General features: G+C 72.0%; 17 protein-coding genes. 7 read left to right on the top strand and 10 right to left on the bottom strand.

Annotated elements, in window-relative coordinates; genetic code table 11:
- Window positions 1–95 precede the first annotated feature (95 nt).
- Window positions 96–1,760, top strand: a complete 1,665-nt coding sequence (locus tag AB1460_RS11460; protein WP_420497256.1) for an AMP-binding protein — start codon at window positions 96–98, stop codon at window positions 1,758–1,760.
- Window positions 1,761–2,019: 259 nt separating this feature from the next.
- On the opposite strand, the gene AB1460_RS11455 is transcribed toward AB1460_RS11460, so the two are convergent.
- Window positions 2,020–3,291, bottom strand: a complete 1,272-nt coding sequence (locus AB1460_RS11455) for an RNA polymerase sigma factor (protein WP_018636861.1) — start codon at window positions 3,289–3,291, stop codon at window positions 2,020–2,022.
- A 1,060-nt stretch (window positions 3,292–4,351) separates the two neighbouring features.
- Here AB1460_RS11455 and AB1460_RS11450 point away from each other — a divergent pair.
- Entirely contained in the window at window positions 4,352–5,962 is a 1,611-nt protein-coding gene (locus AB1460_RS11450) for an amylo-alpha-1,6-glucosidase (RefSeq protein WP_368960968.1), read from the top strand.
- Window positions 5,963–6,034: 72 nt separating this feature from the next.
- Here the strand turns inward: AB1460_RS11450 and AB1460_RS11445 are convergent, their stop codons facing one another.
- The 3 genes from AB1460_RS11445 to AB1460_RS11435 all read right to left on the bottom strand — a co-directional run bounded on the left by AB1460_RS11445 (window position 6,035) and on the right by AB1460_RS11435 (window position 11,238).
- Entirely contained in the window at window positions 6,035–9,064 is a 3,030-nt protein-coding gene (locus tag AB1460_RS11445) for a vitamin B12-dependent ribonucleotide reductase (protein WP_368960966.1), read from the bottom strand.
- Window positions 9,065–9,618: 554 nt separating this feature from the next.
- Window positions 9,619–10,206, bottom strand: coding sequence for a transcriptional regulator NrdR (nrdR, locus tag AB1460_RS11440; RefSeq protein ID WP_368960964.1), 588 nt, complete (start codon window positions 10,204–10,206; stop codon window positions 9,619–9,621).
- A gap of 279 nt (window positions 10,207–10,485) precedes the next feature.
- The gene (locus AB1460_RS11435; RefSeq protein ID WP_368960962.1) at window positions 10,486–11,238 is read right to left on the bottom strand and encodes a LysM peptidoglycan-binding domain-containing protein; all 753 of its coding nucleotides are present in this window, start codon (window positions 11,236–11,238) and stop codon (window positions 10,486–10,488) included.
- 605 nt (window positions 11,239–11,843) lie between these two features.
- Here AB1460_RS11435 and lexA point away from each other — a divergent pair.
- Window positions 11,844–12,596 carry a transcriptional repressor LexA gene (gene lexA, locus AB1460_RS11430; RefSeq protein ID WP_368960960.1) on the top strand — a complete coding sequence of 251 codons (753 nt, stop codon included), beginning with the start codon at window positions 11,844–11,846 and terminating at the stop codon, window positions 12,594–12,596.
- 249 nt (window positions 12,597–12,845) lie between these two features.
- Here the strand turns inward: lexA and hflX are convergent, their stop codons facing one another.
- The 6 genes from hflX to miaB form a co-directional block, all read right to left on the bottom strand.
- Entirely contained in the window at window positions 12,846–14,348 is a 1,503-nt protein-coding gene (gene hflX, locus AB1460_RS11425; RefSeq protein WP_368960958.1) for a GTPase HflX, read from the bottom strand.
- 173 nt (window positions 14,349–14,521) lie between these two features.
- The gene (dapF, locus tag AB1460_RS11420; RefSeq protein WP_368960956.1) at window positions 14,522–15,448 is read right to left on the bottom strand and encodes a diaminopimelate epimerase; all 927 of its coding nucleotides are present in this window, start codon (window positions 15,446–15,448) and stop codon (window positions 14,522–14,524) included.
- A 17-nt stretch (window positions 15,449–15,465) separates the two neighbouring features.
- Entirely contained in the window at window positions 15,466–16,419 is a 954-nt protein-coding gene (locus tag AB1460_RS11415; RefSeq protein ID WP_368960954.1) for an EAL domain-containing protein, read from the bottom strand.
- A 105-nt stretch (window positions 16,420–16,524) separates the two neighbouring features.
- The gene (gene miaA, locus AB1460_RS11410) at window positions 16,525–17,424 is read right to left on the bottom strand and encodes a tRNA (adenosine(37)-N6)-dimethylallyltransferase MiaA (RefSeq protein ID WP_368960952.1); all 900 of its coding nucleotides are present in this window, start codon (window positions 17,422–17,424) and stop codon (window positions 16,525–16,527) included.
- Entirely contained in the window at window positions 17,421–18,317 is an 897-nt protein-coding gene (locus AB1460_RS11405; RefSeq protein WP_368960950.1) for a hypothetical protein, read from the bottom strand. The genes miaA and AB1460_RS11405 overlap by 4 nt, the downstream gene beginning before the upstream one ends.
- Window positions 18,314–19,852: a tRNA (N6-isopentenyl adenosine(37)-C2)-methylthiotransferase MiaB gene (gene miaB / locus AB1460_RS11400; protein ID WP_420497255.1), complete on the bottom strand. Its 1,539-nt coding sequence runs from the start codon at window positions 19,850–19,852 to the stop codon at window positions 18,314–18,316. Before miaB ends, AB1460_RS11405 begins: the two co-directional genes overlap by 4 nt.
- Before the next feature lie 454 nt (window positions 19,853–20,306).
- Between miaB and AB1460_RS11395 the strand changes: the two genes are divergently transcribed.
- The 4 genes from AB1460_RS11395 to AB1460_RS11380 all read left to right on the top strand — a co-directional run bounded on the left by AB1460_RS11395 (window position 20,307) and on the right by AB1460_RS11380 (window position 23,869).
- Window positions 20,307–21,041 carry an amino acid ABC transporter ATP-binding protein gene (locus tag AB1460_RS11395; RefSeq protein WP_368960946.1) on the top strand — a complete coding sequence of 245 codons (735 nt, stop codon included), beginning with the start codon at window positions 20,307–20,309 and terminating at the stop codon, window positions 21,039–21,041.
- 235 nt (window positions 21,042–21,276) lie between these two features.
- Window positions 21,277–22,233: a glutamate ABC transporter substrate-binding protein gene (locus AB1460_RS11390; protein WP_368960944.1), complete on the top strand. Its 957-nt coding sequence runs from the start codon at window positions 21,277–21,279 to the stop codon at window positions 22,231–22,233.
- Between the two features lie 89 nt (window positions 22,234–22,322).
- Window positions 22,323–23,003 (top strand): amino acid ABC transporter permease, encoded by a 681-nt coding sequence (locus AB1460_RS11385; protein WP_368960942.1) that lies wholly within the window; start codon window positions 22,323–22,325, stop codon window positions 23,001–23,003.
- On the top strand, window positions 23,000–23,869 hold the full coding sequence (locus AB1460_RS11380; protein WP_368960940.1) for an amino acid ABC transporter permease: 870 nt from the start codon (window positions 23,000–23,002) through the stop codon (window positions 23,867–23,869). The genes AB1460_RS11385 and AB1460_RS11380 overlap by 4 nt, the downstream gene beginning before the upstream one ends.

Raw genomic sequence — 23,869 nt, 5'->3', positions numbered from 1 at the left:
ACCCGCTCACACGACAAGACGGTAACTCCCATCGCTGTCCGGAGCGACGACGCGGCGGACGGATGGCGAAACGCGACACATTAGGGTCAGATCACGTGGCGGGAGACGAAGGACCAGAACACGACGAACCACGCGGTCGCCGGCCGGTTCCCGGCACGGCGTCGAGGACCCCGGTCGGCGCCGTGCTGTGGGAGCCGCCGGCGCGGCGGGTTGCCGAGGCGTCCGTGACCCGGTTCCGCGGATGGCTGGCAGAGGAGCACGGGCTGCGCCTCGCCGGATCGGCGGCGCTCCAGGACTGGTCGGTCACCGAACCCGGCCGCTTCTGGGACCTGCTCTGGGAGTTCTGCGCCGTCGAAGGTGACCGCGGGGACGGCCCACCGCTGACCGGCGCGGGGATGACCGGCACCCGCTGGTTCCCCACCGCGCGCGTCAACTACGCGGAGAACGCGCTCACCCGCCACGGCGCCGCACCGGGCATCATCGCCGTCCGCGAGGACGGGGCGACCGCCGTGGTCAGCTGGGACGACCTGCGCCGGCAGGTCGCCCGCGCCGCCGCCGGACTGCGCCGGCTCGGCGTCGGACCCGGCGACCGGGTCGCCGCGGTGGTACCGAACACGGCGCACGCGGTGATCGCGATGCTGGCCACGGCCAGTCTCGGGGCGGTCTGGGCCTCCTGCCCGCCGGACGCGGCGCCCGAGGGGCTCGCCGACCGGTTCGCCCCGATCACCCCGCGGGTGCTGATCGGCGTCGACGGGTACACCCGTGGTGGCCAGGTCTTCGACTCCCTGGAACCGCTGGCGCACCTCGGCCGACGGCTACCCAACCTGGCGGCGACGGTCGTGATCCCCTATCTGACCTCCGACGCGCTCGGCCGGGCGGCCGGGGCCGGGGTGCCCGCGCTGCGGTCCTGGGATGATCTGCTCGCCGTCGAGGAGGAGCTGGTCTTCGCCCGGCTGCCGTTCGACGCGCCGCTGTGGATCCTCTTCACCGCCGAAGCCGGCAGCCAGCCGCGGCCGGTCGTCCACGGGCACGGCGGCATCCTGCTGGAGCACCTGAAATCGCTGGCCATGCACCTGGACCTGGGGCCGGCCGACCGCCTGTGCTGGCAGGCCACCACGGGCGAGGTGATGTGGCACTACCTGGTCTCCGGGCTGCTCACGGGCACGACGATCGTCCTGTACGACGGCAGTCCGGCCCATCCGGACCTGTCGATCCTGTGGCGGCTCACCGAAGCGATCGAGGTGACCTGCCTGGGGCTGGCCGCGGCGTTCGTGGAGGCCTGCCGGGACAGCGGGCTCGTGCCGGCGGCCCTCGCGGACCTCTCCCTGCTGCGGACGGTCGGAGCGTTCGGAGCCCCGTTCGCTCCCGACGCGGCGGCGTGGGTGTACGAGGCGGTGAGCCCGTCAGTGGCCTTCACAGCCATGAGTGGCAGCGTTGAACTCGGTACGGCGCTGATTCTGGCGCTGCCGACGGAGCCGGTAAGGGCCGGCGAGGCCGGGCCGGCGCTGGGTTGCGCGGTACGGGTCACCGACCGGGCGGACACCGGCGGCGAGCTCGTCGTGACGGCACCGCTGCCGTCGATGCCCGTGTTCGTCTGGGGGGACCCGACAGGCGCGTGGCTCTACCAGACCCGGCTGGGCCGCTTTCCCGGCTGGTGGTGGCAGCGTGAATGGGCCCGGGCGACCGCTGCCGGCGCTTTCGCCGTCGGGGACGTCGCCTTCCCGGCGCTCATCCCGTCCGGACTGCGCCCCGCGCCCTGACCCGCCTGTCCGGGCTGACCCGCCCTGACCCGCCGTCCGGGGAGGGGGTCTCGCGAGACCACAGAACGTGGGGAGCCGTGGGAGGCCGCGAGGCCGCGAGGCCGCGGGAAATGGAAGAGCCGGATCCTCGCCTCAGCGAGGATCCGGCTTCCCACCACCCTTTACCGGAGCGGCGCGGCTGCCCCTGCTCCGGCCTGCTGTGGGCGCCGGCCCGCGTTGCCGCCGCCCACCAGACGACCTCGTCCCAGACGACCGATCCTCAGTCGAGGAACTCGCGCAGCCTGCCGGCAACGGCGGGCTTGCGCAGCTCCCTCAGCGTGTCGCGCTCGATCTGACGGATGCGCTCACGGGTCAGGCCGAGTCGGTTACCCACCTCGGCAAGCGTGTGCTGCTTGCCGTCGGCGAGCCCGAAGCGCAGCCGCATCACCTCGCGCTCACGCGGGTTCAGCGCGCCGAGGACGTTGTCGATCTCATCCTGCATCGCGCCGTAGGAGGCGGCGTCGGCCGGGGAGGTCGCGTCGGAGTCCTCGATGAAGTCGCCGAGCACGGAGTCGCCATCGTCGCCGACGGACGTCTCCAGGCTCACCGTGTCCTGCGCGTAGCGGCGCAGCTCGACGACCTGCTCGATCGGCATGTCCAGCTCGAACGCGAGCTCCTCGTCCGTCGGCTCGCGGCCGAGGGTCGAGACGAGCTGGCGCTGCAGCCGGGTGATCTTGTTGATCTGCTCGACCACGTGCACCGGGATGCGGATCGTCCGGGCCTGGTCGGCCAGCGCGCGGCCGATGGCCTGGCGGATCCACCAGGTGGCGTAGGTCGAGAACTTGTAGCCCTTCGCGTAGTCGAACTTCTCGACCGCGCGGATGAGGCCCAGGTTCCCCTCCTGGACGAGGTCCAGCAGGGTCATGCCGCGGCCGCTGTACTTCTTCGCCACCGACACCACGAGGCGCAGGTTGGCGGAGACCAGCTGCTGCTTGGCAGCCTGGCCGTCGGCGACGAGCCGACCCAGGTCGCGGCGGAGCTCCTCGGGCAGGTTCTGGTCCGTGTCGAGCTTGTGCTCGGCGAACAGACCAGCCTCGACCCGCTTGGAGAGCTCGACCTCCTGGGCGGCGTTGAGCAGCGGCACCTTGCCGATCTCGCGCAGGTACATGCGGACGAGGTCCGCCGTACCGGCGTGGTCGGCGACGGTGCGGGTCGGTGCGGCACCGGCCCCGGGGCGCTCGACATCCTCTTCCTCGACGAGGTCGATGCCGGCGGCGCTCAGCCGACTGATCAGCGCGGGCAGCAGCTCCACGCCGATGTCCGCGGCCTCAAGGGCCTCACGGAGCTCGGCGCGGCTGAGCTCACCGGTCTCGCGGCCGCGGGCGATGAGCTCCGCGACCGCGGAGACGTCGAGCTCGTCAAGCTCGTCGGGAACCGCAGCCAGCGTGCGGCTCGGAGTGTTACGGGCAGGAGAAGCGGAGCGACGGGTACGCCGCGGACGCGGGCGTGACTCGTCGGTGCGCTCGGCTAGTTCAAGGGCAGGCAGCGTCATCAGTGGCAGATCCGATGGTCGGTGCGGGTGGGTCGTCTACTTCCTTGCACGTGGAGGTAACGACCGAAGAGGCGTAACCATTCCCGTGCAGGCACAGCCGGACGTCAGCGATCGCCGGGCCTACTGAGAAGTGTAGACCCCTGCCTTCGGGACGCTGAACCCGCTGTCGCGAAGACTACCTGGCAGATCGCGTGCTGTGGCGGGAACGAGCAACTATCTCGGCGGCTCCCACGGTGGTCCCTCGACTATCAGTGACATTTCACAGCGGAGAGTCGCCACCATGACACTTTAGGGAGTTCGATCCAGAGATCGGCGTCACCTTCCCGGCTCTTCGGCGAGGGTGCGCAACCGAAGGCCGTCGCACAGCCGCCTCGATTCGGATGCGCCCCGAGCAGGCAGGGGACGCCGCAACGGCGTTCCCGCCGGTCTGGTACCCGCCATGCGGGCCCGCATGCCCGCGCGAAACGGGTTCAGCACTGTGACACGCACCACGAAGAGCTCACGTGGAGACCACTGTGGGCCCAGCAGGGACTCCGGACGCGTGAGCGGGCCCACAGTCAGCCGCCTCGACACCACTGCGCGACTTCGGAAAGCGGTGCCGGCGCGACGCGCACCAGCCGGGCCGCCCCTCACACTCCCGCGCCACGAGTCCACGCCGGGCCCACGGAAAGGCGTTCGCAGCATCGCGCCCGGGGCGTCCCGTCGGGATCCCGCCGAGCAGCCGACTCCGGCCGCACACCGGACGCCGCCCAGGGGCCAACTCCGAGGAGACCTCCACACCAACCACCCGGTCGTCACTCTAGGTAGTTGATCTGCCGGGTTGCGGCGCCCTGGCCCCACCGGCCACCCCCACCTCCGGCGGGCTCCGCGGGCCGCGCCGTGACATCACGCATGACCACCGAACCGGACTTTTCCCTGCGTGGCAGGGGGGACGACAAACGTGTCGCAACGCACCCGTAGCTCAGGCGCAATCATCTTGCGTGGGGCGGACCACACCGGCGGCCCCCGCCAGGCGAGCACGGCGTGTAACCGCTACTCTCTCACGATGTCGGTTTCCCCGATGCCCGCGCCGTCCTCGTCCAGCCCGATCATGCCGCCCGTCGCGCGTGATGCCACCCCTGCCGCGGCGCCGCCGGGGACGCCGACCGGCTCGGCCGCCGGTCCCCCTCCGGTGCCGGCGACAGGCACCAACCGGTCACGCGGGGCCGCCGCCGGCATCGGCACCGCTGTGCCCGCCGGCATACCGGCCCCCGCCGACCCGCCCGATGTGACACCCGCCACGCCGGGTGCGACCGGGGCCGGTGCTGGCACCACGGTGGCGCCGCCCGCCGGGGAGGTCGCGCTGCCCGCCGACCTGGCAGCGCTGCGCGAGACGGCCATCGGGGTCCTGCGCGCGAACGACCTCGGGGACATCACTCGCCCGTCGCCCACGCTCTACCCGCACCAGTGGCTGTGGGACAGCTGCTTCATCGCGATCGGACTGCGCCACCTCGACCCGGCACGGGCCGCGGCCGAACTGCTCTCCCTGCTTCGGGGGCAGTGGCCCGGTGGCATGATCCCGCACGTCATCTTCGCGGAGACGTCCGACTACTACCACGCGGGCCCGCAGCGCTGGCGGTGCGACCGGGTGTGCACCACCGCCGGCGGAGTCCAGTCGACCGGCGTCACCCAGCCGCCGATGATCGCGGAGGCGGCGGTCCGGGTCGGCGAGGCCATGAGCCGCGACGAGCGGGTCACCTTCTACCGACGGCTCGTGCCGGGACTGATGCGGTTCCACGAGTGGCTCTACCGCGAGCGCGACCCGGACGACACCGGGCTGGTCACGCTGGTGCACTCGTGGGAGTCCGGGATGGACAACACGCCCACCTGGATGGAGATGACCAAGCCGGTGGCGCCGCGCACGGTGCGGGCGCTGCGCCGGATCAACAGCGACGACGCGCTCGACGCGCTGCGCCGTGACTCCAAGGAGGTTCCGCCGGACGAGCGGCTGACCTCCGCGGACCTGTTCACCCTCTACCGGATCGTCCGCGAGCTGCGGCGCAGCCGGTACGAGTTCCGGACCATCCGGAACACCTTCGTCCCGCTGGTGCAGGACGTCGCCTTCAACGCCATCCTCATCCGCGCGAACGAGCACCTCGTGACGATCGCCGAGGAGGCCGGCTTCCCGGTGCCGCGCTGGCTGGCCCGGTCGATGCGGCGAACCCGGGCCGCGATGAACGATCTGTGGTCGGATGGTCTCTACCTCAGCCGCGACTTCCGCACCGGCGGCCTGCTGCCTCACCCCACGATCGCCAGTTTCCTTCCGCTGTACGCCGGCGTCGTGCCGGACAGCGAGGTCGACGGCATGGTCGAGCAGCTCATGTCGCCGCGGTACTGGGCGAAGTACGGCATCGCCAGTGTGCCGACCGACGACCCCGCCTTCCTGCCCCGCTGCTACTGGCAGGGCCCGGTCTGGGTCAACATGAACTGGCTGATCGCCGACGGGCTGGACCGCTACGGCCGCCGCGAGGCCGCCGACGCCATCCGCCGGAACACCGTCGACGTGATCCGCTCGTCCGGCTCGATGTTCGAGTACTACTCCCCGCTGGACGGTTCGGGCGCCGGCAGCAACCGCTTCTCCTGGACGGCGGCCCTGCTCGTCGACATCCTCGCCACCCACCCCCCACGCTGACCCGGCCGATCTCCCGGGCAGGCGCGGGAACGCGCCCACCCGGGAAGATCACCTGTGCCGCGACGTGCGGTGTCAGCTGCAGCCGCTGGTCGAACCGCACTGCTCGCAGACGTAGCAGCTCCCCGCCGGCCGCATGTTCACGCCGCAGGTGAAGCACAGCGGCGCGTCGACCACCGTCTGCGCGGTGAGCGAGCCGCCCGGCATGGTGGCTCGCAGCTCGCGCACCACCAGTTCCGGCCCACCACCGGCAGTCGGTCCGGCAAGGGCCTCGACGCCGGCTGACGGTGCCGGCTCGGCCGGCACCGCGCCGGCACCGACGGCGGCGGCCGGTGCGCCCGCTCCCGCCGGAGCACCCTCCACCGGCGCGGACGTCCGCAGCGCGTCGATGTCGATCTCCGGCTCGACCGGTGCGGCGGGCTGGTCCGACAGCCGCCTCGTGCGCTCGGAGGCGGACAGGATGCCCAGCTCCTCGCGCTGCTCCTCGCTGAGGTAGTCCAGAGCCAGCCGGCGGAACAGGTAATCCATGATCGACTGAGCGATCCGAACGTCCGGGTCGTCGGTCATGCCCGCGGGGTCGAACCGCATGTTGATGAACTTGCTGACGTAGGCCTCCAGCGGGACCCCGTACTGCAGCGCGATGGAGATCGCGATGGAGAAGGCGTCCATCACCCCGGCGAGTGTCGATCCCTGCTTCGACATCTTGATGAAGACCTCGCCGAGGCCGTCATCGGGGTAGGAGCCCGCGGTCATGTAGCCCTCGGCGCCGCCGACGCTGAACGAGACGGTCTGCGACGGGCGCTTCTTGGGCAGCCGGCGCCGCACCGGACGGTGCTCACCCGGCCCGGCCGGCCAGTGCGGAACTCCGGGCGCCAGGCCGGCGGCACCGGCGCCGGCGGCGATGCCGAGCGCGGTGCCTGGTGCGGTGCCGGCGGTGGCCGCCGCCGCGGTGCTGGCCGCGGCGAGGGCCTCGGCCGCGTCGGCGTCCCGCTTCGCGCCCCTGACGTCGGTCAGCGGCTGGCCGACCTTGCAGTTGTCCCGGTAGATCGCCAACGCCTTCAGGCCAAGGCGCCAGCCCTCCAGGTAGATCTCCTCGACATCGGCGATCGTGGCGGTGGCCGGCATGTTCACCGTCTTCGAGATCGCGCCCGAGAGGAACGGCTGGACCGCCGCCATCATCCGGACGTGCCCCATCGGGCTGATCGCGCGGTCACCGATCGCGCAGTCGAAGACCTCGTAGTGCTCCGGGCGCAGGCCGGGTGCGTCGATGACGTGCCCGTGCTCGGCGATGTACTCGACGATCGCCTCGATCGTCTCCTCCGGGTAGCCCAACGCCCGCAGCGCCGCCGGGACGGTCTGGTTCACGATCTTCATGCTGGCGCCGCCGACCAGCTTCTTCATCTTGACCAGGGCGAGGTCCGGCTCGATGCCGGTGGTGTCGCAGTCCATCGCCAGCCCGATCGTCCCGGTCGGGGCCAGCAGGCTGACCTGGGCGTTGCGCCAGCCGTTCTTCTCCCCCACCGCCAGCGCCCGCTCCCACTCCCGCGAGGCGGCGGCGATCAGCCGGGCGTCCTCGGAGTGAACGGGCCGCACGGAGTCGTTCGCCGCGCTGTGCTTGCGCACGACACGGCGGTGCGCGTCGGCGTTGCGGGCGAAGCCCTCGTAGGCGCCGACGGTGCCGGCGAGCTCGGCCGAGCGGCGGTAGGCGGTCGCCGTCATCAACGAGGTGATCGCCGCGGCGAGGGCGCGCCCGCCCTCGGAGTCGTAGGCCCGGGCGCTCGCCATGAGCAGCGCGCCCAGGTTGGCGTAGCCGATGCCGAGCTGGCGGTAGGCCCGGGTCACCGCGGTGATCTCGGGCGTCGGGAAGTCCGCGAAGCAGATGGAGATGTCCATCGCGGTGATGATCAGCTCGACCGCGGAGACGAACGCCTCAGCGTCGAAGGTGCGGTCCGGCCGCAGGAACTTCATCAGGTTCAGCGAGGCCAGGTTGCAGCTGGAGTTGTCGAGGTGGACGTACTCCGAGCACGGGTTCGACGCCGAGATCCGGCCGGACTCCGGGCAGGTGTGCCAGTCGTTGATCGTGCCGTCGTACTGGATACCCGGATCGGCGCACTCCCAGGCCGCCTTGGCGATCGTGGTGAACAGCCCACGGGCGTCCACCGACTCGATCACCCGGTTGTCGAGGCGGGCCCGCAGGTCGAAGGACGTCCCGTCGACGACGGCGCGCATGAACTCGTCGTTGACCCGCACCGAGTTGTTGGCGTTCTGGTACTGCACCGAGGCGATGTCACGCCCGCCGAGGTCCATGTCGAAGCCGGCGTCGCGCAGCGCGCGGATCTTGTCCTCCTCCCGTGCCTTCGTCTCGACGAACTCGACGATGTCGGGGTGGTCGACGTCGAGGACGACCATCTTCGCGGCCCGGCGGGTCGCGCCACCGGACTTGATCGTCCCCGCCGACGCGTCGGCGCCGCGCATGAAGCTGACCGGGCCGGACGCCGTCCCGCCGGAGGAGAGCAGCTCCTTCGACGAGCGGATGCGGGACAGGTTGAGACCCGCGCCGGACCCACCCTTGAAGATCAGCCCCTCTTCGCGGTACCAGTTGAGAATCGACTCCATCGTGTCGTCGACCGCAAGGATGAAACAGGCCGAGACCTGCTGCGGCGCCGGGGTCCCCACGTTGAACCAGACCGGGGAGTTGAAGCTGAAGACCTGGTGCAGCAGCATCCAGGTCAGCTCGTGCTCGAAGATCTCCGCGTCGTTCTCCGACACGAAGTACCCGTGCTCGCGGCCAGCCATGCCGTAGCGGTGCACGACCCGGTCGATGAGCTGGCGCAGCGACGACTCCCGCTCGGGCGTGCCGACCGCGCCGCGGAAGTACTTGCTGGCCACGATGTTGGACGCGTTGACCGACCAGGCGACCGGGAACTCGACCCCGCGCTGCTCGAAGTTGACCGAACCGTCCCGCCAGTTCGTCATGACGACGTCCCGGGACTCCCACTCGACCTCGTCGTAGGGGTGGACGCCCGGCGTGGTGCGAACCCGCCGGATCTTCAGCCCGGCCACCTTCGCAGCCGACCTGCTCCCCTTGCCGCGGGTCTCGGTCATGGCACTCCTCGTCTTCGCTCTCGAACAGGTTCAACAGTGGCCGCGGTGCCTACCTGCCCCGTCCGGGCGCGGTCGGATCCGCTCCGAACGGGCAGGAAGGCACAGCGGAACAGCCGGATCAGCCTGGTCGCCGATCGGCTGGATGCACTCGTGGGATCTGTGGCAGTAACTGGCGGACGTGGTCGTGGTGACGCGGGGACACGGCGGGGCGGGTATGACGTCAGTGATACGCCCGCCGTGGGTTGCTCCCTGGCCGGTGGAGCGTCACGGATCCACCTCGCCGCCGGAGAGGCACAGGGACCCCGACCACCTGGCGGGAGCGGGCCCACGGGCTGCTACGCGCTGGCCATGGAAAGCCAGCCCGCGCGAGCCTCGGTCAGTCATCGGCTCGGGTTCGCGGAACCGATGCGCGCGGCGGGCCGCCCTCATCTGCGAGTCACCACGCGCCGCTGCCGGGCCCAGGCCCAGGTCTGGCCCCGGCAGCCGGGTTCTCACCGCCAGCCGTCGCTGGCACCGACGCCGGGTCGGTGCCAGCGACGGCTGGCGGTGACGGTTCAGGGGCCGGAGGCCGCCTGGAGGGCGGACGCCGTCGGCAGGCGCGGCCGGCCGGCGGGCACCGCGGTGTTCTGGTCGGCCGCCGCGGCGGTGCTCAGGGCAGCCGCCGCGGGGCGCTCTCCGCGGGGGCCTGGCGCCTGGCTCGCGTCAGCACGCAGCGCCGCGATCGCATCCTCGAAGTCGCCAAGCGACTCGAAGGCCAGGTAGACGGAGGCGAACCGCAGGTAGGCGACCTCGTCGAGCTCCCGGAGCGGGCCCAGGATCGCCCGACCGACATCCTCCGCGGCCACCTCGGCGGAGCCGGAGGCACGCACTGTCTCCTCGACCCGTTCGGCGAGCAGAGCGAGGTCGTCCGACCGGACGGGCCGCCCCTGGCAGGCCTTACGCACGCCGACGATCACCTTCGCCCGACTGAACGGCTCGGTGGCACCGCTACGCTTGCGCACCCGCAATGAGGCCTCCTCCATCGTGGTGAACCGGCGGCCACACGCCGAGCACGATCTCCGCCGCCGGATGGCGGCGCCCTCCTCGGCCTCCCTGCTGTCCACGACGCGGCTGTCGGAATGCCTGCAGAAGGGACACCGCACAGCTCGTTCCTCTCCTACTCCGGCGGACCTGCACGGCCGCGCGCGGAGCACCTCCGGCTGGTCGCCGCCGCCCTCGACGAGCCGCCCGACAACGGGGGCCCGCTCAGGGACCTGTGGATACCGGTGCACAACCTGTGGATGACTTACCGCTTTGTAACTACAAGATGTTGTGGTCAACCGTAGCGCACACCCCAGACAGTTCCGACACCGCCCCCATCGGCGTGTCCAGAATCCACGAGCCAGGACCCAGGCGGGCACAGCCAGCGGCGAGGCGCGCGCTCAGGGCAGCCGAAGCCGCTGGCCCGGCAGGAGCGCCGCGGTCGGAAGGCCGTTCAGCGCCATGAGCTGACCCACGACCTCGCGGGTGTCGGCATCGGGGTCGATCCCGCGCGCGATCTCCCAGAGCGTCTCCCCGGGCAGGACCCGGTGGGTCTCGTAGGCCACCGGCGTGCCGGTGAAGGCCTGCGACGAGGTGACCAGCACCGCGGAGAAGGCCACGCCGAGGACCATGCTCGCCAGGAGCCCGAGGACAACCCGCCCCCGCCTGGTCAGCCGCAGTGGTGGCTGCGACCGGCGCCTCGGCCGCGGTCGGGGCCGTGCACGCGGGCCGGCGTGACCCCGCAGTCGCCCGCCCGGTCCAGATGCGGATCGCTGCCCGCCGCGCCGTGCCGGGCACGGGGGAACGAGCGGCCCCGCCTCGTCGGCCGCCGCCTCCCAGCCCGACCACTCCTCGTGCTGCCACCGGGCAGATCTGCCGAGGTGTTCGCCGTAGCCCTCGTCGGCCTCCTGGCCGCTCGCGTACTCCCAGCCCGCCAGTGGGCCGGACTGTTCCGAGAGCTCCGGGAGGCGCTCCGGCGCGCCCGGCACAGGACGCCGATCAGCCCCCCGCACCGGATGCCCGACGGCCAGTGCCCGCCAGGCCAGCCCGGGCATCTCGATGACCCGCGCCCCCGCGGCCTCCCGCTGCCCGGGCAACGCCGGCGGCTTCCGGGCCGCGTCGACAGCGCCGCCCACCGAGCCGCCGCCGGTCACTGCCGCCACATCGGAAGGACCACGGCCGGGACACTGCTGGCGACGCGCACCGCTGGCGCGCCGTCGGTCGGCACCACGCGCCGCCATCCCCCGCACCGCACGGCCCCGGACGGCGACACCGCCGACCGCGGCGCCCCGGCACCCGCGCACTCCCCGCCCCGTCGCGACGGCGCCGCCCGTACCTGCGGTCTGACGTGCCATGCGATCGCGGGATCTCCGAAACCCCGACCCGACCGGCACCCTGCCACTGGTCACACGCTTGCCGTCGGCCACGCCAACCTCCCAGGCTCGAACATACGTTCGATCGAACGCCTGAGCGATTCTTACACGGCCGCCACGCACACTTCCCCCGACACGCTCGAACAGACGTTTGAGATTCGGCGACCGTCCGACTACCGTCAAGGACGATCAGTTGTGGACGATCGTGCGAGATGAACCGGGCACGAAAGAACCACGCCGAACCGGTCAGAAGTTACTAATAGGACAAAACGAGAGATCGACCGGGTGGCTCGCAACGAGCCGGGGGCACCGACCACCCGGCCAGGGAGAAACCGCCGTCGGGGTGGCCCGCGGCGGGGAAGCATCGACAGGGAGAGCGGTAGGCGATGACCAGCCAGGGACGGGGTACCCGCCGAGGCGAAGCCCGCGGCAACGTCCGGGATCTTCCCGACGGCCCCGCGGACGCCTCGGGCCTCACACAGCGACAGAAGAAGGTTCTCGAGGTTATCCGGACCGCGGTGGAGCGGCGCGGATACCCCCCGAGCGTCCGGGAGATCGGCGAGGCTGTTGGTCTGACCAGCACCAGCAGCGTCGCGCACCAGCTCAAGGTGCTCCAGGAGAAGGGCTATCTGCGGCGCGACCCGAACCGCCCGCGGGCCATGGAGGTGCTGCCGATCGGCGGGCAGAAGACAGGCGCCCGAGCCCGCGCAGCCATCGCCGGCCGGCCCGGCGGGGAGACCGGGGCCGTGGCGGTGGAGGGGGGCACGCCGACCTACGTCCCCCTGGTGGGGCGAATCGCCGCCGGCGGGCCCATCCTTGCCGAGCAGGCCATCGAGGACGTCTTCCCGCTCCCGAAGGAGATCGTCGGGGAGGGCACGCTGTTCCTGCTCAGGGTGGTGGGCCAGTCGATGATCAACGCCGCGATCTGCGACGGCGACTACGTCGTCGTGCGGCAGCAGCCGGTGGCGGACAACGGCGAGATCGTCGCCGCGATGATCGACGGCGAGGCGACCGTCAAGCGCTTCCGGCAGCGCGACGGCCGCGTGTGGCTGGCGCCGGAGAACCCGGCCTTCTCTGACATCCCGGCCGAGGACGCGACGATTCTGGGCCGGATCGTCGCCGTGATGCGCCGGGTCTGAGTCACCCGGGGCGGGGGCGGCCCCCGGAGAGCCGGGACCCCCGGCCGTGCCCCTGAGTGGCCTCCCGGGCCCGCTACGCCCGGTTCGGCACGGCTCCCCGGGCCGCAGCCCGGGCACCTTCGCGAGAGCGAGGATGCCCGGGGCGGCGCAGGCTCCGCGACTGAGGGCACTCCGCCAGCCAGGGGCACTCCACCAGCCAAGGGCAGTCCGCCAGCCGAGGCCACTCGGCCACCGGGCTACCGGGGTCGGTCAGCCGGCCACGGCATGTACCTCGGCGCGGAAAGGCTCCAGTTCGGCAGCCAGGTCCACCGGCACTCGCGCGGCCACCTCCGTGCCCGTGCCGGTGTGCTCGATACTCAGCACCTCGCCGTCCCGGTGGATGCGGGAGACGAGGTCGCCGCGGGTGTAGGGCACCAGCAACGACATCTCGACCTCCGGGTGCGGGATCCGCGCCGAGAGCGCCTCGACCAGGTCCGCCAGGCCCGCCCCGGAGCGCGCCGACACGAAGACGGCGTCCGGCACCGCCTGGCGCAGCACCGCGAGCGTGGTCGGATCGACCGCGTCGACCTTGTTGACCACGATGAGCTCCGGCACCCCGGCCGCATCGATCTCGGCGAGGACTTCGCGGACCGCGTTGATCTGACCCATCGGGTCCGGTGCCGCACCGTCCACCACGTGCAGGACGAGCTCGGCGTCCACGACCTCCTCCAGTGTCGAGCGGAAGGCCTCGACGATCTGGTGCGGCAGGTGCCGGACGAAGCCGACCGTGTCGGCCAGGGTGAACACCCGCCCGTCAGGCAGGGTCGCCCGTCGCACGGTCGGATCAAGGGTGGCGAACAGGGCGTCCTCGACCAGCACGCCGGCTCCGGTCAGCCGGTTGAGCAGCGAGGACTTCCCGGCGTTGGTGTAGCCGGCGATCGCGACCGACGGGATCGCGCCGCGCCGACGGGCCGACCGCTTCGTCGCCCGCACGGTGGCCATGCCGGTCAGCTCGCGGCGCAGTTTCGCGATGCGCGCGCGCAGCCGCCGACGGTCGGTCTCGATCTTCGTCTCGCCGGGCCCGCGGGTTCCGATCGGTGCGCGGCCACCGCTGCTGGCGGCGGCCCGGGACATCGACTCACCCCAGCCACGCAGCCGCGGAAGCATGTATTGGAGCTGCGCGAGCTCGACCTGGGCCTTGCCCTCGCGGGAGGTCGCGTGCTGGGCGAAGATGTCCAGAATGAGCGCCGTCCGGTCGATCACCTTGACCTTGACGACCTCTTCGAGCTGGCGTAGCTGACCCGGGGTCAGCTCACCGTCGCAGATCACCGTGTCCGCGCCGGTCGCCTGGACGATCTCCGCCAGCTCCCGGGCCTTGCCGGAGCCGACGAACGTCGCCGCGTCGGGCCGGTCGCGGCGCTGGACCAGCGCGTCGAGAACCTCCGACCCCGCGGTGGTTGCCAACGCGGCCAGCTCGGTCATCGACGCCTCGGCCTCGGTCAGCGAACCGGACGTCCACACGCCGATCAGCACGACCTGCTCCAGGCGGAGCTGGCGGTACTCGACCTCGGAGACGTCCTCGAGCTCGGTGGTGAGGCCCGGGACGCGGCGCAGCGCGCCGCGCTCCTCCAGGTCGAAGCCGTCGCCCTGCTCGTCGAAGAAGGAGAAGCCGTCGGGGGTGTCGTCGAGAACGACCACACCGTCGCCGTCGCGGTCGGAACTCTGGTGCAGGTACCGGGTGGACGCCCTCACGGCGTCAGCGGGAAGACTCATACCATCCGTTCTCAACGCGGTCCGGTGACCGTGTCATTCCAGCCCGTCCCGGACGGGACGGAGCAGCCGGTTCCGCCGCGGCCCGTCGGACCGCCAGCGGAACATCCACAACCCCAGAGTGACACGAGGCGCCCGTGACCGCGAACCCTTTGTCGGACGGGTCCCGGGACGGACTACACCCCCGCCGCCGCCCGCCCGGCGGCCGACGGGGCCGCCTCCGCGCCGGCGGGATCAGCGGTGGCGGCATCGGCACCCAGCGACCCGGCCACCAGCCGCAGCCACTCGGGGCGCAGGACACCATCGGACACCAGCACGGCCGGGCCGCGCAGGACCACCGTCCGTTCGTCCCAGCCGACGGTCAGCCGCCCGCCGGGCAGGTCGACCTGGACCTCGGCGGGCGGCCCGCCACCCTGACGGGCGGCCCAGGCGACCGCGACCGCGCACGCGCCGGTGCCGCAGGAGGCCGTCTCGCCGACGCCCCGCTCGAACACCCGCATCGCGACCCCGCCCGGCGTCGGCACGACGACCTCGACGTTCACACCGTCGGCGAAGATCTCGGCGGGGTAGACGGGCGCCCGCAGGTCCAAGCCGGCCAACTGGGCGGGCCCGAGGTCGTCGGCGAAGCAGACCGCGTGCGGGTTGCCCATCGAAACCGGCACAGCGGCGAACTCCCGGCCCACGACGGTGACCGGCACCGGACCGGGGGCGAACTCGGGCGGCCCCATGTCGACGCTGACATCCCCGGCCGGTGGCACCTCCACGGTGCGCAGACCCGCCCGGGTGGCGATGAGCAGGGTGCCGGCGGCCTCGTAGCCGGCATCCACGAGATAGCGGGCGAAGACCCGGATCCCGTTGCCGCACATCTCGGCGACGGAGCCGTCGGCGTTGCGGTAGTCCATGAACCAGCGGGCCTCGCCCCGGAACTGCTCCGCTGCGGGCTCGGCCGCCGAGAGGACCACCCGCAGCACACCGTCCGCGCCGATTCCGGTGCCCCGGTGACACAGTGCCCGCACCAACGCGGCGGGTAGCTCGAGATCACCGTCGGCGTCCGGCAGGATGACGAAGTCGTTGCCCGTTCCGTGTCCCTTGACGTACCGCACGCCGCGATCGTACGGCGTCAGACGCCCGCACCTGCAGCCGCTGCCCGCGGGCGGGCGCCCTGTCCGTAACCGGCCGGACGTCCGTTCAGCGGGTCGTGCGGCGATCCGCCGGGACCGTCGGCCGAGCGCGGGCCGCCGTGCCCCCAGGACTCGGCGGACGGCTTGTACCAGCGGTCCGGCCGCCCCCGGCCGAGCGCGATCAGCCGAGCTTCCTCCACCGGTACCGGCGGGCAGAACAGCGGCCCGGAGACCCGGTCGCAGTCCATCCGGTCGACGGCGGCCGCCAGCCCCGCCGTGTCCACGCCCTCGGCGACCACGACCATGCGCCGCCGGTGCGCGATCCCCACCATGGCCGCGAAGGCGGACTGGCCCTCCAGGTCGCGGATCGTCGCGCGCAGGAACCGCCCGTCGATCCGGACCAGGTCCAGCGGGAGCTGGTCGAGGGTCGACAGCGACCCGTACCAGGTGCCGAAGGAGTCGACGCCCACCGCGACCCCCATCGCCCGCAGCTGGCCGAGCAGCCGAGGCAGACCGGGTGGAGCGAAGGCCAGGGTGTCCTCGGTGAACTGCAGGCCGACCGCGCCGGGCGGAAGCGAACGCCCGATCACCAGCCGCTCGATCTCGCTGACGAAGTCGGGCCGGTCCAGCTGGCCGCTCTCCACCCGCACCCACAGCCTCGGCGGGCGCACCGCGGTGCCTGCGGCCATCCGGTGCCAGGTACGTGCCTCGATCACCGCCATCCGCAGCACCCACTGGTGCACCTGGCCGACGAGCCCCGCGGCACTGGCGACGGACATGAAGTCCGCGGGGCCGAGCAGGCCGAGATCAGGATGCGCCCAGCGGGGATGCGCCCGCATACCGGGCACCGAGCCGTTACGCAGGTCCACGTCGGGCTGGTAGTGCAGCCGCAGCGTGCCGTCGTCGAACGAGGCGTACAGCGCGGGAACCATCGCAAGGTCGAGCGCGGTCACAGCGGACTCCCCAGACGCCGGGACGGGCCGGGCGCCGAGCCAGGAGACCCGGGGGGACCCGGGGACCGATCAGCCAAGCTCCCGCGGCACGAGGCCGGCCACACGTCAGAGTGAACTCACCAGACGTCGCACAGCGGCGAGGTCCGGAGACGCGAACCAGGATATCCGCGGATCACGCCGGAACCAGGACCTTTGCCGACGGGCGAAACGCCTGGTAGCGCTTGTTGTGGCCTGTTTGGCCTCGGCCATGGAATCCATTGCGCCGTCCAGCACGGCCAGGACCTGCGCGTACCCGAGGGCCCGCGATGCCGTCCGACCGTCCCGCAGACCGCGCGAGACCAGCCCCTCGACCTCCTCCACAAGCCCCGCCTGCCACATGACCTCGACCCGGTGGGCGATCCGCTCGTCGAGATCCGGGCGGTCCAGGGCGACCTGGACGACGTCGTACACCGACCGGTGCTCCGGCAGGGTCGCCACGAAGGTGCCGGTCAGCTCCACCACTTCCAGGGCACGCACGACGCGCCGCCCGTTGCTCGGCAGGATCGCCGCCGCCGCGGCCGGCACCAGCGCGGCCAGCCGGTCGTGCAGCGGGCCCGGCCCCACCTCGGCCAGCTCCTGCTCCAGCCGCGCCCGCACCACCGGGTCCGTGCCGGGGAACGAGAGATCGTCCAGGACGGCCCGCACGTACAGACCGGAGCCCCCGACGATGACCGGGACCCGGCCCGCCGCAAGCAGGCGGTCAACGGTGGCGCGCGCGTCAGCCTGGTAGCTGGCGACGTCGGCCGGGTGGGTCACGTCCCAGATGTCGAGAAGATGGTGCGGGACGCCGCGACGCTCCCCCTCGGGGATCTTGGCCGTTCCGATGTCCATCCCCCGGTAGAGCTGCATCGAGTCGGCGTTGACGATCTCGCCGCCGAGGTCCAGTGCGATCTCGACCGCCCAGTCGCTCTTGCCGGCCCCCGTCGGCCCCACGACGGCGACGACCGGCCCGCGGCGCGCGGTCACCGCCCACTCCCCGCGGGAGGTCGTCCTCCCTGCTCGGCCGAGCCCGCACCGCCCGCACGTTCCCAGCCGACCACCAGGTAGCCGACGCCGAACGGAGCATCGTCGTAGTGGACCCGGCTCACCCACCCGGCGGCTGGGCCCGCCGGAGCCGCGTCTACCGGAACCGCGTCTACCAGAGCCGCGTCCACGGGGCGGGCCTCCTCGCCGGCCGGAGCGGCGGCGGTCGCGCGGCGGACCGCACCGGCCAGGACCTGCCAGGACGCCCGCCCAGGCGCGAGCAGGTCCCGTGCCAGCTCCGGATCGAGCGCCAGCAGCGCGTCGGTGTCCACCCCGGCGAGCGCGGCGGCGACGGCCGCGTCGTGGGCCGCGGCCCGTGGGTCGAGGCTCCCCGGTGCCCGGACCGTCCGCCGGGCGCTGGCATCGCCCATGACCAGGAGCGCCAGCCGGGACCCGTCCGCCTCCGCGGCCGCGACGAGGTGGGCGCCGAGCGCGGCAGCGGCCTGCGGAGTGGTCGTCGCGGGCACACCGCGGGCCGCCCGGGCGCCGGCCCATCCCACCTCATGCAGCAGCCAGGCCCCGACGGTCAGTGAGAGCGGCAGCATCCGGCACCCGCCGCCCGCCCCGCCTGTCGCGGCCCCCGGGATCGGCGGCGCGGGCTCGCCGAGCGGGATGGTGAGATCGACACCGAAGCCGGCGAGTGATCCGGTCGAGGTCTCGTCGTAGACGGCATCGCGGACGTCGTCACCGACGAGCACGATCCGGTCCGGGCCGAGCGCACACAGCCGGCTCACCGCCGACACGGCGTGATCGCGGGCTTCGATCGGGTCGACGCCGGCGACCTCAGGCACCAGCAGTGGTGGATGCGGGCAGACAGCCGCCGCGATCAGGGTCACCGGGAGGCTGGGCTGCTCGGCCGCATCGTCGGCATGCCGAGGGCCACCGCCGGGCGCCCCGCGCCGCCCGCCGCGCCCGCGGTGCCGTCACCCGCGGCGCCCTCACCCGCAGTGCCGTCGACCGCAGTGCCGTCGACCGCAGTGCCGTCGCCCGTGGTTCGGTCGCCCGCAGCGCCACGGGACCGGGCGGCCGCCCAGGCGTCGCCGGCCCTCGTCCTCCGGTGGGAGAGCAACGGGCCGTCGGCGGTGAGGTGATGCGGTGCACCCCTGGTCACCACGGTCTCGATGACGTCCCCGGGGCGGACGACGCCGTCCTCGGCGTGCGGACCGGTCACCAGCAGGTGCACGAGCCGCCCGTCCCGCGCACGGCCGGACAGTCGGCCGGTCTCGGAGTCCTTCCGCCCCTCACCCTCGGAGACGAGGATCTCGACCCGCCGCCCGACCTGCGCGCGGTTACCCGCCCACGACATCTCGTCCTGCAGGGCGGCGAGACGCTCATAGCGCTCCGAGACGACGGCGGGGTCGACCTCGCCGTCCATCTCGGCGGCCGGCGTTCCGGGCCGCGGGGAGTACTTGAAGGTGAAGGCGCCGGCGAAGCGCGCAGTGCGGACGAGGTCGAGGGTGTCGGCGAAGTCCGCCTCCGTCTCGCCCGGGAAACCCACGATGATGTCGGTGGTGATCGCCGCATCCGGCATCGCGGCCCGGACCCGTTCGACGATGCCGAGAAAACGGTCGCGGCGGTAGCTGCGCCGCATCCGGCGCAGCACGGCATCCGACCCCGACTGCAGCGGCATGTGCAGCTGTGGGCACACGTTCGGCGTCAGCGCCATCGCCTCGATGACGTCGTCGGTGAAGTCACGTGGATGCGGAGAGGTGAAGCGCACCCGCTCCAGCCCCTCGACGCGGCCACAGGCGCGCAGCAGCCGGGCGAACGCCCCGGGGTCGCCGAGCGAGCGGCCGTAGGAGTTCACGTTCTGGCCCAGCAGCGTGATCTCCAGCGCGCCTTCGGCCACCAGGGCCTCGACCTCGGCAAGCACGTCGCCCGGGCGACGGTCGCGCTCGCCGCCGCGCAGGCTCGGCACGATGCAGAAGGTGCAGGTGTTGTCGCAGCCGACGCTGATGCTGACCCAGGCCGAATGCTGGCTCGACCGGCGGGCCGGCAGGCTGCTCGGGAAGACCTCGAGCGCCTCGGCGATCTCCACCTGGGCGGCGGCGTTGTGCCGGGCCCGCTCCAGCAGGACCGGCAGCCGGTGCAGGTTGTGGGTGCCGAACACGACGTCGACCCAGGGCGCACGGTCCCGGATGACCGAGCGGTCCTTCTGCGCCAGGCACCCGCCGACCGCGATCTGCATCGCGGGATTCTTCTTCTTCGCCGGGTACAGGTGCCCCAGGTTTCCGTACAGCCGGTTGTCTGCGTTCTCACGGACCGCGCAGGTGTTGAACACGACGATGTCGGCGTCGGACCCCTCCGCGGCCGGAACGTACCCGGCGGACTCGAGGAGGCCGGCAAGTCGTTCGGAGTCATGGACGTTCATCTGACAGCCGAACGTCCGGACCTGATAGCTACGGCCACTCACCGGTCCAGCCTACGGCCCGCGCCCGACTGCCGTTCGACGCGCCGGAGCGTTCGGTCGGGCCTGTACGCCGCCGAGTGCGCGACGATGGCCTCGGAGCCGGTGACCAGCAGACCGATGCCCGACGCCGACGGCGGCCGAGGGTGGCCGGCCGTGGCCGCAGGGCGAGCGGGCCGAAGGCCGCCCGGGCCGACGCGAAGGGAAGTTCGTACCCCGTCCGGGGCGTGGTATGCACTGTTGCCTGACTGGCAGTAGTGCCGCAGAACATAGCCAATGCGGATGACCAGACGTAAAGTTCTCAAATGCTCGCGACCACGCTGCGATCGCATGAACCCCTCGGGGCCGTGCACCACCGGCTGCGCGACAGCCGTCCCTCCGCACTCTTCGCACCGGACCGGTGCGCCGGGAGTGCACGATGGCGCTCGTGACCCTGGAGGGGGTCGGAAAATCCTTCGGGAAGAACCGCGTCCTGCATGACATCAACCTCGCCGTGGCGCCGGGTGAGGTGGTGTGCGTCATCGGCCCGTCCGGTTCCGGCAAGTCGACGCTGTGCAGATGCGTCAACCGCCTCGAGACCGTCGACGAGGGCCGCATCACGTTCGACGGCCGTCCGCTGCCGGCCGAGGGCCGGGAGCTGGCCCGCATGCGAGCCCAGGTCGGCATGGTGTTCCAGTCGTTCAACCTTTTCGCGCATCGAACCGTGTTGGACAATGTGACTCTCGGCCCGCGCAAGGTCCTCGGCGTTCGCCGCGCCGAGGCCGAGACCCGTGCTCGGGCGCTGCTGGAGCGGGTCGGGATCGCGGACAAGGCTGACCGGCTGCCGCGCCAGCTCTCCGGCGGTCAGCAGCAGCGGGCGGCCATCGCCCGGGCGCTCGCGATGGAGCCGAAGCTGATGCTCTTCGACGAGCCGACCTCCGCGCTGGATCCGGAGATGATCCAGGAGGTGCTCGATGTCATGCGGTCGCTCGCCGCGTCCGGCATGACGATGATCGTCGTCACCCACGAGATGGGATTCGCCCGTTCGGCGGCCGACCGCGTCGTCTTCATGGCGGACGGGCGGCTGGTGGAGGTGGCGCCTCCCGACACCTTTTTCGCGGCACCGAAAAGTGAACGCGCGGCCGAGTTTCTCGCGAAGGTCCTGACGCATTGAGGGAACCCCGGCGGTGACGGCCACCGAAGGGCGCCCTGGTGAGAGCCCGTGCCGGATCCGCGCGGAGCGTGTCGCGCCACCCGCGAAAACCCGGAGAAGGACGGTCCCGGTCTGCTCCTGGCCAGTAGCGGTCGGGCATTAGGGTTGTCGGGCGGGGGCCGTCCGGGGCGCACCGAGACCACGCAATCAGATACCTGAGTTCTGACGTCAGTCCACCTTCTGGAGGGGATTCCTCATGCGCATGCCGTTCACCCGCACCAGACAACGAACGGCACCCACCGCCCCGGCCCCGGCCGCGGCCTCCCGCCGGCGGCAGAGCCGGGTGGCTCTCGCCCTCACCGCGACGCTGGTCGCGTCCCTGGCCCTCGCGGCCTGTGGAGACGACGACAGCGACGCCGAGGCAGCACCTGCCGGCGCCGCCGCGACGACGTTCCCCGCGGGCAGCACCATGGCCGAGCTCCAGTCGGCCGGGTCGATCACCGTCGGCACCAAGTTCGACCAGCCCTTGTTCGGCCTGCGCAACCTGCGTGGCGAGCCCGAGGGCTTCGACGTCGAGGTCGCGAAGATCATCACCAACGCGCTCGGCATCCCCGAGGACAGGGTGGAGTTCGTCGAGACGGTCTCGGCCAACCGGGAGCCCTTCATCCAGCAGGGCAGGGTCGACATGGTGGTCGCGACGTACACCATCAACGACAAGCGCAAGGAGGTCATCGACTTCGCCGGGCCGTACTACGTGGCCGGTCAGACGCTGATGGTGAGGGCGGACGAGACGGCGATCACCGGCAAGGACACGCTCGCCGGCAAGCGCGTCTGCTCGGTGAGCGGCTCGACGCCGGCGGAGCGGATTCGCACTGAGGCGCCGCAGGCCGAGCTCACGCTGTTCGACGTCTACAGCAAGTGCGCCGAGGCCCTGAAGAGCGGCCAGGTGGACGCGGTCACGACGGACAACGCGATCCTGCTCGGTCTGATGGACTCCGACCCGGACACCTTCAAGCTCGTCGGTGAGCCCTTCAGCACGGAGCCCTACGGCATCGGCATCGCCAAGGACGACGACGAGTTCCGCGCCTTCATCAACGAGACCCTCACGGCGGCCTACAGCGACGGCCGGTACGAGAAGGCCTACGAGTCCACGATCGGTGCGGTCGAGCCGGAGATGCCCACGCCGCCGGCGGTCGACAACTACACCTCCTGATCCGCAGCCGCGCCTCCTGATCTCCAGCAGGCAGTCCTGACGCACCGTGGTCCGCCGCCCGTGCCTGACCCGCCCGGGCGGCGGGCCGGGTGCCGTCCCCGACCGGTGGGTGGTCCCTCATCGACGCCGTCCTCGACAATCTCGACGTGTTCCGTGAGGGTTTCGTGCGGACCCTCCTGCTGAGTCTGTTCGCCGCCGTCGCGGCGCTGCTGCTCGGGAGCCTCCTCGCGACCATGCGGGTGAGCCCGGTCCCGCCGCTGCGCTGGGCAGGGGCGACGTACGTCGAGATTGTGCGCAACACTCCGCTGACCGTTGTGTTCTTCTTTGTCGTCTTCGTACTGCCGCAGATCGACATCGTCTTCAGCTATTTCACCTTCGCGGTGGTGGCGCTGGCGGTTTACCACACGGCATTCGTCTGTGAGGCCGTACGTGCCGGTGTGAACGGGGTCGACGCTGGCCAGGCCGAGGCCGCCCGTGCGCTGGGCCTGACCTTCCCCCAGACGCTGCGGCTGGTCATTCTGCCGCAGGCCTTCCGCAACGTGATCCAGCCGCTGGGGAGTGTGGGAAGCGCGCTGATCCGCAACACCTCGATCGCGGCGGCCTTCGGCGTACAGGAGCTGACCGGTGTGAGCCAGGGCCTGACCACGGCCAACCCCAGCGACGTCATCGCCGTCCTGCTGGCCGGCATCGTCTGCTACCTGATCCTGACGCTCTCCCTGGCGGCGGGGGTCGGCCTCGCCGAGCGGCGACTGGCGGCGGTACCCCGATGAGCCTCGTCCTGGCTGACCCGCCGGGCCCACGCGGCCGGCGGCGCATCCTGATCGCCAGCCTGGTGGCAGCGGCCCTGCTGATCGCACTCGTCGTGCTCGCGATGCTGCGCCTCGCGGACAAGGGCCAGCTCGACCCCGAGCTGTGGCAGGTCTTCGCCGATGAGCCCGACCTGCGGACGCTGCTCTGGGAGGGCCTGCTCGACACCCTCCGGGCAGCCGCCACCGGGATGGTGCTCGCGGTCGCAGTGGGAACGGCGCTCGCGTTCGCCCGGCTGTCCCGTCGGCGGTTCGTCCGCGGCCCGGCCACCACGGTGGTCGAGGTACTACGCGGTCTGCCGCTGCTGATGCTGATCTTCTTCGCCTACCTCGGCCTGCCCGAGCTCGGCGTGAACCTGACCGCGTTCTGGGCCCTCGTCATCGGGCTCACGGCCTACAACGGGGCTGTGCTCAGCGAGATCTTCCGCGCCGGGATCCTCTCCATCGACCGGGGCCAGACCGAGGCGGCGGAGGCCCTCGGCCTGCGCGGCACCCAGATCTTCACCCTGATCCAGTTCCCGCAGGCCGTGCGGCGGATGAGCCCCACCCTGGTCAGCCAGCTCGTCACCCTGCTGAAGGACACGTCGCTCGGCTTCGTCATCGGCTACACCGAGCTGCTCCGGCAGGGCCGCTCCGCCGTCGAGTTCCTGGGAGGCCGGTACGCGCTCCCGATCTACACCACCCTGGCCGTCATCTACATCATCGTCAACGGGACGCTGTCGCTCATCGCACGCTGGCTGGAGCGGCGGCAGTCCGCCCGCGCGGACGGTCCCGCGCGCACTCCGGGGGACACCTCCGTGGGAGACACCCCCGCCGAGCTGGTGCCCTGA

It is taken from the genome of Parafrankia sp. FMc2 (assembly GCF_041008525.1).
GTDB lineage: Bacteria > Actinomycetota > Actinomycetes > Frankiales > Frankiaceae > Parafrankia.
This window is presented reverse-complemented; position numbering and strand designations above follow the sequence as displayed.